Here is a 16,250-nt window from a genome sequence, read left to right as displayed (position 1 = left end):
ATCAAGGCTGCTTCGCCGGCGACGGCGGCAGCGCCGCGATTATCCGGGCGCGGCAAACCTCGAGTATTTCATCGGCCAGCGCGGAATCGTCCGGACAGGCGCGCGACAACATGATCGCACCGACGGCATGCGCCAACGTGTCGAGCATCTTGGCCCTGATCGTCTCCTGCGGCGCGTCTTGCCCCGCCTCGTAGTGGCGTTCGAGTGCGGCCAGCGTGTTTTCCACGCCGCTGGCAAAGGTGGCCTTCAGCTCAGGCGATTGACGCGCAGCGTCCCCACACAGGGCCGACAGGGTGCAACCGTCGCCCCGGCCGTCACGGTGGTCCCTGGACACGTAAAGATTGATGAACCCAGGCACGCCGAGGCCCGAGCTGTCGGTCAGCGATTGCGCAAGGCTGCTGGCGGCCGCTTCTGCCATCAAGTCGGCCTTGGAGCCGAAATGTTTGTAGAAACCGCCATGGGTGAAGCCGGCGGCCGCCATCAGGTCCGCCACCCCTACGCCGTCAAAGCCTCGCTCGCGAAACAGGACAGAGGCCGTCTTGACGATGTGCTCCCGATTTGCCTGGGCCTGGGCCTTGGTCACTCGCATTTTTCACTCCCTCGTGCTGCTCGAAAATCATGCTCGCATCATACATAGATGTCGGGTGTAATCAAATTCGTTGACAGCTTAGATTTCGATCATCATCCTAATAACAGACCGAGCTCGACTGAGTCGATGCCTCGCCAGACTGCACGCGATCCTTTATCCAAACCTACGGAAACAAGACGCCATGACCGACCGGAATCTGTTCACACCCCATAAGCTGGGTGATCTCACGCTGTCCAACCGAGTGGTCCTGGCACCGCTGACACGTAACCGTGCGGGGCAAGGCTTTGTACCGAGCGAGTTCGCTGCCACTTACTACAGCCAGCGAGCGTCAGCAGGCCTGCTCATCTCCGAAGCGTCGCAGATTTCGCAGCAAGGGCAGGGTTATCAGGACACACCCGGGATCTACACCCAGGCGCAGATCGACGGCTGGCGTACGGTCACCGATGCCGTGCATGCCAAAGGCGGGCGAATTTTTCTGCAGTTGTGGCATGTCGGCCGCGTTTCCCACGTCGACCTGCAAGAGAACGGCGCCGCGCCAGTGGCACCCTCCGCTTTGCGTCCGGCGACCAAGGTATTCGTCAACAACCGTTTCGAGGACGTCTCGGCGCCGCGCGCGCTGGACATCAGCGAATTGCCCGGGATCGTCAATGATTTTCGCCAGGCAGCGGCGAACGCCATCGCTGCGGGATTTGACGGTGTAGAAATCCACGGCGCGAACGGCTATTTGCTGGACCAGTTCATCAAGGACGGCGCCAACGTGCGTACCGATGCCTACGGCGGCTCGATTGAAAATCGTGCTCGCCTGCTGCTGGAAGTGACCGCGGCCGTCGTGAAAGAAGTCGGCGCCAAACGCACCGGCCTGCGCATATCGCCTGTCTCGCCGGCCAACGGTGTGTCCAGCAGCGCGCCACAGCCTCAGTTCGACTACCTGGTCGACCAGCTCAACGCCCTGGATATCGTTTATCTGCATGTGGTCGAAGGTGCGACAGGCGGACCGCGCGACGTTGCACCCTTCGACTTTGGTGCTTTGCGCCAGCGCTTCAAAAACACCTACATCGCCAACAACGGCTACGACCTGGACCTGGCCACCTCACGACTCGTCGAAGACAAGGCTGATTTGATCGCCTTCGGCCGGCCGTTCATCGGCAATCCGGATCTGGTGGAGCGGCTGAAAACCGGCTCGCCTTTGTCGGCGTTCAATCCCGCTACCCTCTACGGAGGTGGTGCGACGGGCTACATCGACTACCCAACGCTCGCTGAGTCCAGCGTGCGGTAACACCGGCCAGACCCGACCGCACGCCTGAACGACAGCGCGCGCGACTCACTCATCAACCCCCTTGAAGAAGAGACTGCCCCATGGACACTCGCACAACCGTTCTCATCACTGGCGCGTCCACCGGCATCGGCGCTGTCTATGCCCAGCGCTTTGCGCAACGTGGACACGATCTGGTCCTGGTGGCCCGCGACAGCGCGCGCCTGGAAGCGCTGGCCGCCAAGCTGCGCAGCGAACACAACGTTGCCGTCGATATTCTCCAGGCCGACCTGACCCGGATCAGCGATCTGACGGCCGTCGAAGCCCGACTGCGCGATGACGCCAACATCGGCATCCTGGTCAATAACGCCGGTGCCGCCCAATCCGGATCCTTCATCGAGCAATCGACCGACAGCGTCGCGCACCTGGTGTCGCTCAACACCACCGCGCTGGTCCGGCTGGCCAGCGCCATCGCCCCACGCCTGGTCAAAGCGGGTGACGGTGCGATCATCAATATCGGCTCCGTTGTTGGCCTGGCACCGGAGTTCGGGATGTCGGTCTATGGGGCGACCAAGGCCTTCGTGTTGTTTCTGTCCCAGGGACTCAGCCTGGAGCTATCCCCTAAAGGCGTCTATGTTCAAGCCGTCCTGCCAGCGGCCACCCGTACCGAGATATGGGAGCGCGCGGGCATCGATATCAATACCCTGAATGAGATCATGGAAGTCGGTGACCTGGTCGATGCTGCGCTGGTTGGTTTTGATCGTCGCGAGCCAGTGACCATACCGCCCTTGCATGAAGAGGCACGCTGGGATGCCTTGCAGGCAGCGCGCCAAGGGCTGCTCGGGCAAATCAGGCAGTCCCATGTTGCCGAACGCTATCAAGACCCGGCGTGATCATCGTCTAACGGACGCCGGCGCGAAGGAAAGCGCCGGTATTCCTGGATGCCTGGCGGGTGATCACTGCGCTGCATCCCTTATGAGAGCAAAGCACCATGAAGGCATTTTTAATCGACCGCTACGGCAGGAACAGTGGCCGTATGGGCGACCTACCAGCCCCTGAAGTGGGTGACCACGACGTTCTGGTCCGCGTGCATGCCGCCAGCGTCAATCCACTGGACTCCAAGATCAGCCAAGGCGAATTCAAACTGATCCTGCCCTATTCATTTCCCTTGGTGCTGGGCCATGACTTGGCCGGGGTCGTGGTGCGTGTGGGATCCCGCGTCCAGCAATTCAAGCCAGGTGATGAAGTCTATGCCCGCGCCCCGGACGGGCACATCGGCACCTTCGCCGAGCAGATTGCAGTGAACGAAAATGCCCTGGCCATGAAACCCATGAACGTCAGCATGGAAGAAGCCGCCGCCCTGCCCTTGGCCGCCCTGACGGCCTGGCAGGTACTGGTTGAAACAGCCCGATTGAAGAAAGGACAAAAGGTGTTCATCCAGGCCGGTTCAGGTGGCGTCGGCAACCTCGCCATCCAGCTTGCCAAGCACCTCGGTGCCTTCGTTGCAACCTCCACCAGCACCGGCAATGTGCCCTGGGTCAAAGCGCTGGGGGCGGACGTTGTCATCGATTACAAGCAGCAGGATTTCTCAAGCGCTCTGCAGGACTATGACGTCGTGTTGAACAGCCTGGGCGCCGATGAACTGGAGAAGTCGCTGAAGATCCTCAAACCCGGCGGCCAGCTCATTTCCATTTCGGGGCCACCCACCCCGCAGTTCGCCCAGGCCCAGGGGTTTTCCTGGCCGCTGAGACTGATCACGGGCCTGTTGAGCAGCGGTATACGCCGCAAGGCCCGCCGAAAGGGCGTGAGCTACGCCTTCGTGTTCATGCGCGCCAGTGGTCCGCAACTGCGTGAAATCGCCACGCTCGTCGAGTCCGGCAACCTCAAGCCGGTGGTCGACCGATCCTTCCCCTTCGACGCGACGGCCGAGGCCCTGGACTACGTCGAACAAGGACGGTCCAAGGGCAAGGTTGTCATCAAGGTTCACTCAGGAATGGCCGATGAGTGAAACCGCTCATCACCAAACAGCAATATGCGAATCCGCCCGAGGCTCGGTCCCGCCGCACAGCACGCCGCTGACCGGGTCACGCAGGATGATCTGGCCGCGGCCATAGTCGGTCAGGTCGCTGGCGATCTGGACCTCATGCCCCCGTCGCGCCAGGGCGTTGGCCAAGTCCCGTGACGCCCCGTGCTCGATCCCGACCTTCATGCCCCCCAGCCATTGCCAGCGCGGTGCGTCCAGGGCCGCTTGCGGGTTCAAGCCAAAATCCACCAGGTTCATGACCATCTGCACATGCCCCTGGGGCTGCATGTAGCCGCCCATCACGCCGAAGGGGCCGAGGGCCTCGCCATCGCGGGTGAGAAATCCGGGAATGATGGTATGGAAGGTCTTCTTGCCCGGGGCCAGGCAGTTGGCGTGGTTCGGATCGAGGCTGAACTCCTGCCCACGGTTCTGCAGGGCGATAGCGCTGTCGGGCAACACCACGCCGGAACCGAACCCGTGGTAATTGCTCTGGATGAACGAGACCATATTGCCCTCCCCATCCGCGGTCGCCAGGTACACCGTGCCGCTGGCGTGGGGGTCGCCGGGCACGGGCGGTTGGGCCTGTTCGCCGATTTGCCCGCGCCGGCGAGCGCTGTAGTCATCACTGAGCAGGTCAACCACCGCCACACGCATGTGCAGCGGGTCGGTGATGTAGTGCAGGCCGTCACTGTAGGCCAACTTCATCGCCTCCAGTTGGCGATGCCAGGTCTGCTGGCTGTCACGATGATCGAAGTCGAAGCCCTCCAGTATCTTCAGCGCCATCAAGGCCACCAGGCCCTGCCCACTGGGCGGGATCTCCCAGACATCCACGCCTCGGTAGTTGACGTGGATAGGGTCGACCCACTGGGCGCGGTAATCCCTGAGGTCCGAGGCGCGCAGGTAACCGCCACTGGCTCGGGAATGGGCGTCCAGGCGCTCGGCCAATGCACCGCGATAGAGGCTTTCGCAGTGGGTGTCGGCCAACTCCTGGAGCGTGCGGGCCTGGGCCAGGTTGCGAAAAACCTCCCCGGCCCGTGGCGCACGGCCTTCGATCAGAAAGGTATCGAACCAGGTTTCCAGGACGGTATCGCGATGGGGCGTGAACTCGTTCACCGCGATCTGCCATTGATGGGCAACCACCGGCGACAACGCAAAGCCATCCCGCGCCAGGCTGATCGCCGGTTGCAGCAGCTCGGCAAAGGGCAGCTTGCCAAAGCGTCGGGACAACTCGGCCCAGGCCGATGGGCAACCCGGGACGGTCACCGGTGTCCAGCCATAGAGCGGCATCTGTTCATGACCAGCGGCCCTGACCGCTTCGATACTCAAGGCGGCGGGTGCATGGCCGTTGCCGTTGAGGCCGTGCAACTGCCCCTTGCACCAGACCAGGGCGAAGGCGTCACCGCCGATGCCGCAACCGGTGGGTTCCACCACCGTCAGCGCCGCCGCCGTGGCGATGGCGGCGTCGATGGCATTGCCGCCTTTTTGCATGATCTCGATGCCCGCCTGGGCAGCCAGGGGCTGGGACGCGGCGACCATGCCCCGACGGGCGAAAACGCTCTGGCGTTGCGATGGATAAGGATACTCGTGGGCAGAAAATTTCAGCATGGCGAAGGCTCTTCAATACAAGAATTGATTGACCGGATCCAGGATGGACAATCGTGCACAGGTCAAAGCACCCGACTGAGAAAAGCCCGGGTACGCGGGTGAATGGGGTGACAGAAGATCTGCTCCGGCGGCCCTTGCTCGATGAGCTCGCCTTGATCCAGCACCACCACGCGGTCGGCCACTTCCCGGGCAAAACCCATTTCGTGCGTCACCACGACCATAGTCATCCCCTCCTCGGTCAACTCCTTCATCACTTGCAGCACCTCGCCGACGGTCTCCGGGTCGAGGGCGCTGGTGGGTTCGTCGAACAACATGGCCTGGGGTTTCATGGCCAGGGCCCGAGCGATCGCCACCCGCTGTTGCTGGCCGCCGGAGAGCATCGACGGGTAGTGATCTGCCTTGTCCGCCAGGCCGACCCGCTGCAGCAACCCGCGAGCCTGCTCCAACGCGGCGGCGCGAGTCACGCCGAGCACCTGGATCGGCGCCTCGATGATGTTCTCCAGGGCGGTCATGTGGGGGAACAGGTTGAAACGTTGGAAGACCATGCCGATGTCCCGGCGCTGACGGGCAATGTTGCGCTCCGACTCACGCACCAGGCTGCCGTCGGCCCGCTCGCGATACCCCATGGCCCGGCCATTGACGCGGATGCGGCCGCCCTGGATGTCCTCCAGCAGGTTGATGCAACGAATGAACGTGGTCTTGCCCGAGCCGGAGGCACCGATCAGAACCACCACTTCGCCGCGCCGTACTTGCAGGGAGATGCCCTTGAGAATCTGCAGCTCGCCGAAGGACTTGTGGACGTCCAGCGCCTCGATAATCAGCTCTTCGCTTTTGTGCGCCATGGTTAACGAGCCCTCAGCAGGTTCAGGGTGCTGCGACCGAACATCCGCGTCGAGGCCGGCGGTGGCGACGAAGGCCGGTCCGACTGGCCGAAACGGGCCTCCAGCCAGCGCTGGAAAAAGCCCCACAATGTAGTCAGCAACAGGAAATAGATCGCCACCACCAGGTACAGCTCGAACACCCGGAACGTCGCCGAAGTGACCATCTGGGTACTGAGCAACAGTTCCTGGACGCCGATCACACTGACCAGCGTGGTGTTCTTGAGCATCACGTTGAACTCGTTGCCCAGCGGCGGAACGATGACCCGGAACGCCTGGGGCAAGACAATGCGGCGCATCAGTTTGGCGAAGGTCATGCCCAGGGAACGCCCGGCCTCGTATTGGCCCTTGTCCACCGCGCCAATGCCGGCGCGGATGATCTCGGCCATGTAGGCACCCTCGTTGAGGCCCAGGGCAATGATCGCGGCCTGGATATTGCCAGGGATGACCAGGCCGAACAGGTCGATGTCTTCGAAGCGGAAAATCCCGCCGGCGGCCAGCGCGGTGTAGAGAAAGACGATCTGCACCAGCAGCGGCGTACCGCGCATCAACCATACATAGAAGCGTACCGGCAGGTTCAGCAACGGGTTACGCGACAACCGCAGCAACGCCGCGGCCAGCCCCAGCACACAACCCAGCAGCATCGCCAGCACGCTGATCAGGCAGGTCAACCAGAGCCCGGTGAGGTACACCCCACTGGGCTGCAGCAGGTACTGCCAGAACACATCCCAATTGAAATTCATCGATGGTTCACCTCAATCGAGTGTGTCACTGGCGACATGCCATTTACCGAGCAGTTGGCTGTAGCTGCCATCGCTGCGCATATCGCCGATCACCTGCTGCACGGCGGCGGTCAGTTGCGGATCGTCCTTGCGAATGCCCAGGCCGGTGAGAATCCGGCTGAAGGCCGGCACCCCTTCCTCGAACAGGTCGGGCGCCATGGCGGCGTAGTAACCGGCGGTTTCCACGGTGGTGCCGTAGGCGTCGACCTGGCTGATGCGCAAGGCCTGGAAAGCATCGGTGTCGGTGTTGTAGACCACCAGCTTCATCGCTGGCCTGCCGGCCTTGGCCAGGGTTTCGTTCTCGGCGTCGAGCAGGGTCTTGATGGTGGAACCGTTGAGCACCGCGACCTTGTGCCCGGAGAGATCCGGCAATGTCTTGAGGCCCTTGGGATTGCCCTTGGGCACCACCACCGCCTGGCTGGAATACATGTAGTTGACGATGTCGATCACCTCGCGGCGCTCGGGCTTGTCAAACAGCTGGTCGACGATCATGTCGCACTGTCGGGCCAGCAACGCGGGGAGCAACCCGGAGAAGGGAATGACCCGCCATTCCACCTTCTTGTCGCCCAGACGCTTGGCGATTTCCAACCCCAGGTCCACGGTCAATCCCTTGGGTTTCTGAGCCTCATCGAAGGACACCAGCGGCGGCGAATCCATGCCCGAGCAGTAGACGAGTTTGTCGACCTTGAGCAAACGCTCCGGGACAACGGGCGCGGCAACCGCCCACTGCGCACAGAAACCCAAGGATATAGCGGCAACCAACAGGCGAGGCTTATGCATGACCAGACACTCCAGTTCAGTAAGTAACGGGCAGTACTCAAAGTCAAAACACGGGCAGGCTCTAAGTGTCCTGCTCTCGTTATTTTTTCGATTGCAGGAACTCGATCAATTCAGGAACGGTGCCTTCGATGTGTGCACGCACCACCGCCTCGGCCTTCTCGGCGTCGCCAGCACGCAGCGCGTCGAGGATCAGCATGTGCTCCTGGCGTGCGCTCAGGGGCTTTTCCACATGCTGCAACCACAGACGCATGGGCGCTTCGATCAGGGAATAGAGCGCGCTGATCTGCTTCAACAAACGGGGGCGACCACTGAGGCTGCACAGGTATTCATGGAAAGCGCGATGACGACTGACCCACTCGGCGCTTTCCTCGCGGTAATCGTCCATCTCGTCGAGCAAGCGCTCCAGGGCGGCCAACTGGCGTTCGCCGATTCTGGCTGTCGCGACACGGACCGCCAGGCCTTCCAGGGCGCTGCGCATTTCGAAGACTTCGTGCAACTCTTCGATGTCCAGGCCGCTGACAATCGCTCCACGATTGGGCCGCAGAGTCACCAGGCCCTGGGCATCCAGACGGCGAAAGGCCTCGCGCACCGGCATCCGGCTCATGCCGATCTCGTTGGCAATGTCCTCGGCAATCAGCCGGTCACCTTTGCGTAACCGACCGCCACAAATGGCATTGAGCAAGAAGTTGTAAGCCTCTTCTTCGGCAGTCATGGGCGGGCGTTCAGCGTAAGTCGGAGCGAACTGCATGGCAGCACCTTCTGCATTTTTGTATCCAATTATCCATGAATTCAAAAAGGCAGAATGCGTGCCAACCTCGCGCGTCATCGTGCAAGGGATTGATTTGAAGGGATTTGCCCAGGGGAAACGACGGCCAGACTCAAGCGCCACTACCGGCTGAACCGCACAGGTGTGCTACCAAACAGCTCAGCGGCTGCCTTTTATGGGTGCAAGATGGTGCTTCGGTAACACCGCAAACAGCGGCTCATCATGCCTGTGCCCTGGGCGTATCTGACGGCGACTCGCCGAACAGCGCCCGGTAATGGGCCGCAAAATGACTCAGGTGGTAAAACCCCATCGCCACGGCAATTTCACTGACGTTCAATGTAGCCGCATGGGTTGCGATCAGACGTCGGCGCACAGCGTTGAGCCGCAGGTTGCGCAGGTATTCCATCGGACGCATCCCGGTGACCGCCTGGAAACTGTTTTGCAGGGTCCTGCGACTGACCCGCAATTGCTCGCACAGATCGAGAATGCTCAAGGGCACATCTGCGCTGGCGTCGACCAGTTCCTGGCAGCGCTTGACCAGGTAGGCGCTGACGGCAAAATTGCCGCGGCGGCCACGCACCTCGTCCGAGGCGTGACTGAACAGGTCGAGGAAGGCGTTGAGCAAGACGTCCTCGAGGATTTTTTCCGAGGCGGGATTGACGGCGTCCGCCTGTTCCAAAAGGTGGCCAAACAGTGGGTGAATCCTTTGCTGCACCCTACGCAGTACCACCTCATCCACGCTGACTTGGGACACGCTTTTCAAGCGCTTGAGTTGTTCACTCGACAGTTCATAGGCCGCCAGCTTGGCGAACCGTACCGTGTCGACATTGGCCGCGAAGAAGTGCGTACCCTCCGGGGCGTGCAGGACGAAGTCTTCGCCATCTCGCAGCAGCACGACGCTGTGGGCGCCCACCTGGTGCCCCTGGACCACTGGCGCACCGCCCAGCGACATGGCAATGCACAGGCGCCCTTTTTGGCGCGCAACCACGCTGCACCACCCGTTTATCCAGCACCTCCTGGAAGATCTGGAAACGATCGGCGCACACCTGCCGCAGCTCGCTGGAGAGGCATCCACGCCCGAGCTGATCGTAGACTTGTTGCCAGCCCAGGATCGAACCGGCGTGTTGCTGAGGATCATTGAAAGTACGAACTTCGGCGAACATGATCATTGTTCCTCGGTGGCCCTGCGCTTATTGCCTGGTACGGTTATGCAAGCAAGTCGGTAGCCTCGTGGCGAGGGAGCTTGCTCCCGCTGGGCTGCGCAGCAGACCCATTTTGGCGAGCGCTTCGCACTCAAGCGGGAGCAAGCTCCCTCGCCACGCGTGCATCATTTCACTTGAGTAAACAGTTCTTACTGTCGACCGTCTTCATCCGCCTGGAAAACCAAAGCCAGTTCCATGCCAAGCATGTACAACCGGTATTCGGCGGCCTTGATGTCCAAGGGCGCCAACAAAGAGCCGGAAAGCACCACCTGGCCCGCTTCAACGCACTGCCCGTCGGCCAGCAAGCGCCGTACCAGCCAGCACAGGTTTGCCTGGGGGGGGTGTCCTCGCGCGCCTGGGCATTGCCTTCGCCGCAGGGCACCCCGTCGCATTCCAGGCGATAGGTCACGTGGGTCAATTGCTCAGGATGAAACCTGACTCGCGAGCCAAGGCAATAAAGCCCCGCAGCGGCATTGTCGGCCAGAAACGCCCCGACGCCGAAACGCCAGCCCTCCCAGCGGCAATCGGCAATTTCGAACGCCGGCGCGACCTCGGACACAGCGGCCAGAATATCTTCGTCGCTGTAAAAACCGGGCACCAGCGTACGCCCCAGGACAAACGCCAACTCGATTTCCAGCTTGGGCTGGATCAGCCGTGCAAGCGCCAGCGTACTGCCGGGTTTCACAGCCATGACATCGGTCAGTCCGCCCAATACCGGCTCATCAATACCGAAACGGTCCTGGGCGGCGCGACCGGCGAAGGCCACTTTCCATCCGGTCAACCGCTCGCCACCGGCCTGGCGCCGGCGCAATGCCTCGCGCTGCAACGTGTAGCCCGCCGACAGGTCGAGGGCCTGAGGCTCCAACGAAGGCAAGGCATGTGAGGCCTGCGCGGCATCGTGAAGCCGGACCAGTAGATCGTCTTCGCGCCTCATGAGAGTTGCTCCGCCAGTTTGCGCAATACGCCTTCGAGCCGCTCGGGTGTGGTGATCGCCGCGACAAACCGATCCGGCCGCACCACCACGATGCAATCACGCACCTTGGCAAACCATTCGCCCAGGCGGTTATCGACGTCCTCGACGCAAATGGCGCCATTGGCAGACAAGGGCTGGTTACGCCCCACGCCACTGCGCGAACGATTGATCTGGATGAAGCGTGTGTCCCAGCGCGCCCACCAGGCGGCGGTTTGCTCGCTGAGCTGTTCGCTCGGATTGACCCGATACCCCAGCACCGCATAGGAATGCCCCAACACTTCGTCCAGGCGCCGGCGCTGGCCCTGGGCATCTTCGATAGACGGTTGGATGAACAACTGCCCGACCAGATCATCCTCATGCAGCTCGGCGCGCTCGTGATACACCAGGCCTTTGGTGATGGTCGCCTTGGGTTTGAACTTGAATTCCAGCAAGTGCGAGCGAAGGTTGTCGACGCTGTTGACGGCCTGGAACAACCAGTCCCGGACACCGGCCATCAGCGGGTTGGTCAGCCCCAGGACGGCCCCCATGTTGTCGGCCAACGCGATGAGGTCGGTCGCATGCCCACGGCGCTCCTGATCGTAACTGGCCAGAATCGCCGGCGATGCCCGCCCCTGGAGAATCGCGGCGAGCTTCCAGGCAACGTTGGCGACATCACGCAAGCCTGAATTGAGCCCCTGCCCGGCCCAGGGCGGGGAAATATGCGCCGCGTCCCCCACCAATGCCACCCGGCCCTGGACAAAACGCGCTGCGACCCGGGAATTATGGGTGTAGGCACGGATCCGGATGATTTCCAGCTGATCGACCGCCTCGCCGATATGTCCACGGATCAAGTCCCGGATCGTCGCCTCTTCGCACATCCTGGTCTCGTCTTCGCCCTCCAGGAGCATGAACTCCCAGCGCCGTTGCTGATACGGCAGATAGATGCAGACGAAGGGACGCTGAGGGTCGGCATGCAGGGCCGTGTAGGGTGCATCCAGGGTATCGTTGGCCGTGTCGATCACCACCCATTTGCGTGGATGGGTCAACCCCAGCAGTTCGATACCGAGTTTCTTGCGCACGCTGGAACGTCCGCCATCGGCGCCGATCACGTACTGCGCCTGCAATTGATAGAGCTCGCCCCCGGCATCTCGCACCTGCAAGGTCACGCCCTCGGCATCCTGCTCCAGGTCGAGCATTTCATGGCCCTGGCGCAACTCGACGCTGGTGTGTTTGCCCAGTTGTTCGCGCAATGTCGTTTCAAGCAACTGTTGCATGAAGATGTTGCGCATCGGCCAGCCATAGTTCGCCGTGCTCGGTTTGACCTCGGCAAAACAGACGCCTCGCGCATTGTAGTAACGCAAGGGCACGTTGCAGATCATGTCGCGCGCGGCCAGCTCGGCGATGCCGATACCCTGCAACACCCGTAGCGCCTCGTCATCCATGCCCACCGCGCGCGGATACGGCAGGACGCCGTCAGCCAATTCAAGGACGATGCAGTCGATTCCGTACAGCCCCATGTAATGAGCGGCCGTGATCCCGTTCGGGCCACCGCCCACGATGACAACCTGGGTTTTCTCCTGCTTCATCGCTATTCACCGCTTTGTTGTTGTGGTTGTAGGCATTGGTCGTGCAAGTAGTCCCTGACGACACGGTTGAAGGTGTCCTCCTGGTCGTCATGGACATAATGGCTGGCATCGGCGATTTGCGCTGTGCGCACCTGCGGGTTGGCCTCTTTCATAGCCTCCAGGGTCGCCTGGGGCAGGAAGTCGGAACGCGCGCCGCGGATGAACAGCGTCGGGCAATCCAGGGCCCGAACCGCCGGCCACAGATCGGTCGGGGTGATGCTCAAGCGCGCCTCGGCAATCCCGGCCTGGTCATGGCGCCAGCCGATGCCTTCCGGTGTTTGCTTCATCGAGTGGGTCAATCTGGACGTCAGCCCCTGGGCAGACAGACCCGGCCGCGATCGGCGCCAGAATTGCGCGGCGCTTTCCCAGTCGGGAAACGACAGCGGCGTCTGGCTCATCTCGCGACGGATGCGCTCGGCACCGTCGCCGCTGACCGACGAACCGGGGCCGATGTCTTCGATCACCAGGGCTTGCAGGCGGCCGGGGTTGAGCCGGGCATACTCCAGCGCATTGGTGCCGCCGAGGGAATGCCCGACCAGGACGAAACGCTCAAGCCCCAGGTGCGCGACCCAATCTTCCAGATCACTGACATAGGCCTCGGTCCGGTAGCTGGAAGCTTCTGCCCAGTCACTGTCGCCACGACCGCGCTGATCCAGGGCGTAGCAACAGTACTGCTCACCCAGTGCATTGGCCAATGACGTCCAGGTCTGGGCATAGGCGCGCAACCCATGCAGCATCAGGACGGGAATGCCCGACGCATTGCCCCAGGACAGATAGTGCAGGCGCATCCCGGATCGATTGGTGAAGAACTGGCTGTTTGCAGACATTCGTTTGCTTCCCACGATCAACGCACCTCAATACAGGCCGTCATTACCTTTCACGTCCGCAGCCTGGAGGCCACCGAGACGTGCATGCAAGCGCCCGCGCGTGGCGAAGGCCCAGATGATGACCAGCTCGTCGGCCGAGGGACCATCACCGAACGAAAGCGAAATGCTGTCGTAGTGCGAGCGGACATATAGCGCGTCCTTGTGGGCCAGCGGCACATCGATGGTCACGCCAGGCCCGCCACGCTTGCCCGTGGAAGGCACCCAGGACTTGCCGCCGCCCAATGCGACGCGGATCGGATCCGCCGCCGGATTGGTCAACAATGCATTGCCATGCTCGTACTCGCCCTGGCTGCCCACCAGGCACGCCTTGCCGTAACTCACGATTTCCCGCTGGCCGGCCAGAGCCTGGATGCGCCGACCAAACTCCTGGCCCAACAACGGTGAAGGCTCGATCAGCTCGGCCAGGCTTTCGCTGAAGCGTCCGGCGTAAGGGTTGGCGATCACGGCGCCAATGGCGTACTTGAACAGCGGCTCACCATCGGCCAACTGGCCCGTTTCATTGGCCAGGGTTTCCTCGACGAAGCTGTACCATTTGCGAATGTGGTAACTGGCGAAATTTGCGGTTTTCATCAGGCGTTTCTCCTTAAAGTGGGTCGAGATCAAAGTGGCGGCTGGGCGCCCCGGCCGCCTTGAAGCGGGCCTTGCCGCGTGCATCGTCGTGTTCGGACTCGAGGAAAAATTCCATGCGATTGCCATCGGGGTCGTTGAAATACACGCCGTTGCCGATCTCGTGGTCGGTGATCTTCACCACCTCGACGCCCTTTTTCAGCAACATGCCGTAGAGCTTGCGCAGGGTGGTCATGTCGCCCGCGATCTCCAGCCCGTAGTGCTGCAACCCCAGGCCGCCCTGGTGGGCCCCGGGTTCCGCGCGGAGCAACGCGATGTCGTGATGCTTGGCACCAAACGCCATCATGATCCAGCTTTCACCCCGGGCGCTTTCATGCATGCCCAGCACGTCGGCGTACCAACGTGCCGATACTTCAGGGTCGCTCACGAACAACGACAGGTGAGTACGAACGACTTCGACTTTCATCGCGCGATACCTCAGTTCTTCTTGATGATGGATTGATGCCCGGACTTGATTTGCGCCACGGCGGGCGTCCAGAGCACATCAGCGATTTCACTGAATTCACGCCACTGCTTCTGCCAGCCGTCACCGCCGTTCTCGGAGGTGAACAGATGCCCGTACTTGGTACCGGCGACGATCTGGCGAGGGTCGGCAGGGTTCAAGGCAATCGCCCAGACACAGGAATTGGGTTGCTGCGGCAGTGGCAACACTTCCCAACTGAGGGCGGCGTCCCGGGAGACCAGCACCTTGCTGGTCGTGCCCGGTGTGCCGTCGGAAATGCTCAGGTAAAGGATATCTTCGCTGCCCATCGGGGCATTCATGGCGCGCACGTAGTACAGGCCGAAAGCTTCCCGCGCGACGATGCCGGTCCAGGTCAGCCCCTCGTCGAGACTGCGGTAAACGGCGTTGACGCACACCACCACAATGACCTTTTGCCCATGGTTGGGCAAAACCAGGATGTTGTGCACGTCCGAGTTGAAGTCCCACAGCAAGCGGTCATCGACACGGGTCCAGGTGTCGCCACCGTCACGGCTGTGGAACAGCCCACCCTCCTCCAGGCCGAACCAGAGCTGGTTGCGATCCGTCGGGTCGTAGGCGAAGGCCAGCAAGCGCGGACGACTGACGCCATCGCAGAACTCTGGAATCTCCACCGGGGCACGATCCCAGCTCTGGCCGCCGTCCAGGGTGCGCCACAGCACCGCTCGCGAAGGCGCACCGGTGCCGACGAAAATGCGCTGTGCATCCTGTGGATCCACGGCCACCTTCCAGACGGTCTGCCCATTGAACGGTGAATCCACCCGCTGCCAATAGCCTCCGGTGTCACGGCTGATGCACAAGCCGACGTCGGTGCCGGCGTAGATCACCTCCGGTGTCCCCGGATGGACACTCAGGGATCGGGTGATCGCATCGAATTCCAGGTCCTGGCCCAGGCCCAGGCGATGCCAGGTGCGGCCATCGTCGGCGCTGCGGATTACCGCCTGCCCTACGGTGGCGACCAAAAGGGTTCCGTTACTCATCACTGCTGCTCCTCAAATGAAGATGCCACGGGTCAAGCCGCCGTCGATGCCAATGGATTCCCCGGTCACGGCACCGGCCTTGGGGGATGCGAGGAAACCGATCAGCCAGCCCATTTCGATGGGCGCCAGGGTGCGCCGGATCGGCGTCGCGTCGATGTAACCCTGCTCCACCTGCTCGGGCGTCTTGCCCTGCTTGACCCCTTCGCGCTCGTACAGCTCCTGGATGTGCGGGGTATCCACTACACCGGGGTGGATCAGGTTGACCGTGATGCCCGATGGGCCCAACTGGTCGGAGAGGGTTTTGGTCATGTGGGCAATGGCCAGGTTGCGCATGCCCGAAAGCACCTTGCTGCCGCGCCCGGTCAGGCCACCGATGTTGATGATGCGACCGAAGCCGCCGGCCTTCATGTGCGGAGTCACTGCCTTGGCGCAACGGAAATAGCCGATCACCTTGGTGTTGAGGTCCGAGAGCAATTCATCGTCACCGGCATGTTCGATGTCGTTGCGCACCACACCGGACGGTGCCGCGGCGCCGTTGACCAGGATGTCGATGCGGCCAAAGTGCTTGTGGGCCGCCTCGACCATGTCCGACACCGCCGACATCTGGTTGGTGTCACAGAACAGCGGCAGCACTTCGTTGCCGGTTTCTGCGGTGATTTCCTCGGCGGCCTGCTGGAGAAACTCCATGCGCCGCGCACAGATCACCACCTTGCAACCTTCCTGGGACAGAAAACGCGCGACTTCCTTGCCGATACCCATACCACCGCCGGTGACGATCGCCACGCGGCCTTGCAATTCCAGATCCATAGCAGTTCCTCTTGTGA

General features: G+C 62.0%; 15 protein-coding genes and 2 pseudogenes. 3 read left to right on the top strand and 14 right to left on the bottom strand.

Going from position 1 to position 16,250, the window contains the following annotated elements:
• Position 1: 1 nt before the first annotated feature.
• Positions 2-589 carry a TetR/AcrR family transcriptional regulator gene (locus GN234_RS00710; protein WP_109753198.1) on the bottom strand — a complete coding sequence of 196 codons (588 nt, stop codon included), beginning with the start codon at positions 587-589 and terminating at the stop codon, positions 2-4.
• A gap of 181 nt (positions 590-770) precedes the next feature.
• On the opposite strand from GN234_RS00710, the gene GN234_RS00705 reads away from it, so the two are divergent.
• The 3 genes from GN234_RS00705 to GN234_RS00695 all read left to right on the top strand — a co-directional run bounded on the left by GN234_RS00705 (position 771) and on the right by GN234_RS00695 (position 3,849).
• On the top strand, positions 771-1,865 hold the full coding sequence (locus GN234_RS00705) for an alkene reductase (protein ID WP_109753199.1): 1,095 nt from the start codon (positions 771-773) through the stop codon (positions 1,863-1,865).
• Between the two features lie 80 nt (positions 1,866-1,945).
• Positions 1,946-2,734, top strand: coding sequence for an SDR family NAD(P)-dependent oxidoreductase (locus GN234_RS00700; RefSeq protein WP_176687621.1), 789 nt, complete (start codon positions 1,946-1,948; stop codon positions 2,732-2,734).
• 98 nt (positions 2,735-2,832) lie between these two features.
• Positions 2,833-3,849: an NADP-dependent oxidoreductase gene (locus GN234_RS00695; protein WP_109753201.1), complete on the top strand. Its 1,017-nt coding sequence runs from the start codon at positions 2,833-2,835 to the stop codon at positions 3,847-3,849.
• 9 nt (positions 3,850-3,858) lie between these two features.
• On the opposite strand, the gene GN234_RS00690 is transcribed toward GN234_RS00695, so the two are convergent.
• The 13 genes and pseudogenes from GN234_RS00690 to GN234_RS00630 all read right to left on the bottom strand — a co-directional run bounded on the left by GN234_RS00690 (position 3,859) and on the right by GN234_RS00630 (position 16,233).
• Positions 3,859-5,469, bottom strand: a complete 1,611-nt coding sequence (locus tag GN234_RS00690; RefSeq protein WP_176687620.1) for a gamma-glutamyltransferase family protein — start codon at positions 5,467-5,469, stop codon at positions 3,859-3,861.
• A 62-nt stretch (positions 5,470-5,531) separates the two neighbouring features.
• On the bottom strand, positions 5,532-6,311 hold the full coding sequence (locus GN234_RS00685; protein ID WP_176687619.1) for an amino acid ABC transporter ATP-binding protein: 780 nt from the start codon (positions 6,309-6,311) through the stop codon (positions 5,532-5,534).
• A gap of 2 nt (positions 6,312-6,313) precedes the next feature.
• Complete coding sequence (locus GN234_RS00680; RefSeq protein ID WP_109753204.1) at positions 6,314-7,090, bottom strand: amino acid ABC transporter permease; 777 nt, start codon at positions 7,088-7,090, stop codon at positions 6,314-6,316.
• A gap of 12 nt (positions 7,091-7,102) precedes the next feature.
• Positions 7,103-7,909: an ABC transporter substrate-binding protein gene (locus GN234_RS00675; protein ID WP_163858172.1), complete on the bottom strand. Its 807-nt coding sequence runs from the start codon at positions 7,907-7,909 to the stop codon at positions 7,103-7,105.
• Positions 7,910-7,988: 79 nt separating this feature from the next.
• A complete protein-coding gene (locus tag GN234_RS00670; protein WP_109753206.1) occupies positions 7,989-8,657 on the bottom strand; it encodes a GntR family transcriptional regulator in 669 nt (222 codons plus the stop codon).
• Positions 8,658-8,895: 238 nt separating this feature from the next.
• Positions 8,896-9,838 (bottom strand): annotated as a pseudogene (locus GN234_RS00665) (helix-turn-helix domain-containing protein).
• A 188-nt stretch (positions 9,839-10,026) separates the two neighbouring features.
• Positions 10,027-10,811 (bottom strand): annotated as a pseudogene (locus GN234_RS00660) (2-keto-4-pentenoate hydratase).
• The gene (locus GN234_RS00655; protein ID WP_109753208.1) at positions 10,808-12,415 is read right to left on the bottom strand and encodes a bifunctional 3-(3-hydroxy-phenyl)propionate/3-hydroxycinnamic acid hydroxylase; all 1,608 of its coding nucleotides are present in this window, start codon (positions 12,413-12,415) and stop codon (positions 10,808-10,810) included. The pseudogene GN234_RS00660 and the gene GN234_RS00655 overlap by 4 nt, the downstream one beginning before the upstream one ends.
• A 2-nt stretch (positions 12,416-12,417) precedes the next feature.
• Positions 12,418-13,281: an alpha/beta fold hydrolase gene (locus tag GN234_RS00650; protein ID WP_109753209.1), complete on the bottom strand. Its 864-nt coding sequence runs from the start codon at positions 13,279-13,281 to the stop codon at positions 12,418-12,420.
• Between the two features lie 27 nt (positions 13,282-13,308).
• Positions 13,309-13,911, bottom strand: coding sequence for an amino acid synthesis family protein (locus GN234_RS00645; RefSeq protein ID WP_109753210.1), 603 nt, complete (start codon positions 13,909-13,911; stop codon positions 13,309-13,311).
• A 13-nt stretch (positions 13,912-13,924) separates the two neighbouring features.
• Entirely contained in the window at positions 13,925-14,374 is a 450-nt protein-coding gene (locus GN234_RS00640; RefSeq protein ID WP_109753211.1) for a VOC family protein, read from the bottom strand.
• A gap of 11 nt (positions 14,375-14,385) precedes the next feature.
• A complete protein-coding gene (locus GN234_RS00635) occupies positions 14,386-15,426 on the bottom strand; it encodes a VPS10 domain-containing protein (RefSeq protein WP_176687618.1) in 1,041 nt (346 codons plus the stop codon).
• A gap of 12 nt (positions 15,427-15,438) precedes the next feature.
• Positions 15,439-16,233: an SDR family NAD(P)-dependent oxidoreductase gene (locus GN234_RS00630; RefSeq protein ID WP_092445563.1), complete on the bottom strand. Its 795-nt coding sequence runs from the start codon at positions 16,231-16,233 to the stop codon at positions 15,439-15,441.
• Positions 16,234-16,250: the final 17 nt, after the last annotated feature.

Source organism: Pseudomonas bijieensis (assembly GCF_013347965.1).
Lineage (GTDB): Bacteria > Pseudomonadota > Gammaproteobacteria > Pseudomonadales > Pseudomonadaceae > Aquipseudomonas > Aquipseudomonas bijieensis.
This window is presented reverse-complemented; position numbering and strand designations above follow the sequence as displayed.

Excerpts from the sequence above, each read along its gene's own strand:
- GN234_RS00710 (WP_109753198.1), bottom strand. The coding sequence starts at position 589 with ATGCGAGTGACCAAGGCCCAGGCCCAGGCAAATCGGGAGCACATCGTC.
- GN234_RS00705 (WP_109753199.1), top strand. The coding sequence starts at position 771 with ATGACCGACCGGAATCTGTTCACACCCCATAAGCTGGGTGATCTCACG.
- GN234_RS00700 (WP_176687621.1), top strand. The coding sequence starts at position 1,946 with ATGGACACTCGCACAACCGTTCTCATCACTGGCGCGTCCACCGGCATC.
- GN234_RS00695 (WP_109753201.1), top strand. The coding sequence starts at position 2,833 with ATGAAGGCATTTTTAATCGACCGCTACGGCAGGAACAGTGGCCGTATG.
- GN234_RS00690 (WP_176687620.1), bottom strand. The coding sequence starts at position 5,469 with ATGCTGAAATTTTCTGCCCACGAGTATCCTTATCCATCGCAACGCCAG.
- GN234_RS00685 (WP_176687619.1), bottom strand. The coding sequence starts at position 6,311 with ATGGCGCACAAAAGCGAAGAGCTGATTATCGAGGCGCTGGACGTCCAC.
- GN234_RS00680 (WP_109753204.1), bottom strand. The coding sequence starts at position 7,090 with ATGAATTTCAATTGGGATGTGTTCTGGCAGTACCTGCTGCAGCCCAGT.
- GN234_RS00675 (WP_163858172.1), bottom strand. The coding sequence starts at position 7,909 with ATGCATAAGCCTCGCCTGTTGGTTGCCGCTATATCCTTGGGTTTCTGT.
- GN234_RS00670 (WP_109753206.1), bottom strand. The coding sequence starts at position 8,657 with ATGCAGTTCGCTCCGACTTACGCTGAACGCCCGCCCATGACTGCCGAA.
- GN234_RS00655 (WP_109753208.1), bottom strand. The coding sequence starts at position 12,415 with ATGAAGCAGGAGAAAACCCAGGTTGTCATCGTGGGCGGTGGCCCGAAC.
- GN234_RS00650 (WP_109753209.1), bottom strand. The coding sequence starts at position 13,281 with ATGTCTGCAAACAGCCAGTTCTTCACCAATCGATCCGGGATGCGCCTG.
- GN234_RS00645 (WP_109753210.1), bottom strand. The coding sequence starts at position 13,911 with ATGAAAACCGCAAATTTCGCCAGTTACCACATTCGCAAATGGTACAGC.
- GN234_RS00640 (WP_109753211.1), bottom strand. The coding sequence starts at position 14,374 with ATGAAAGTCGAAGTCGTTCGTACTCACCTGTCGTTGTTCGTGAGCGAC.
- GN234_RS00635 (WP_176687618.1), bottom strand. The coding sequence starts at position 15,426 with ATGAGTAACGGAACCCTTTTGGTCGCCACCGTAGGGCAGGCGGTAATC.
- GN234_RS00630 (WP_092445563.1), bottom strand. The coding sequence starts at position 16,233 with ATGGATCTGGAATTGCAAGGCCGCGTGGCGATCGTCACCGGCGGTGGT.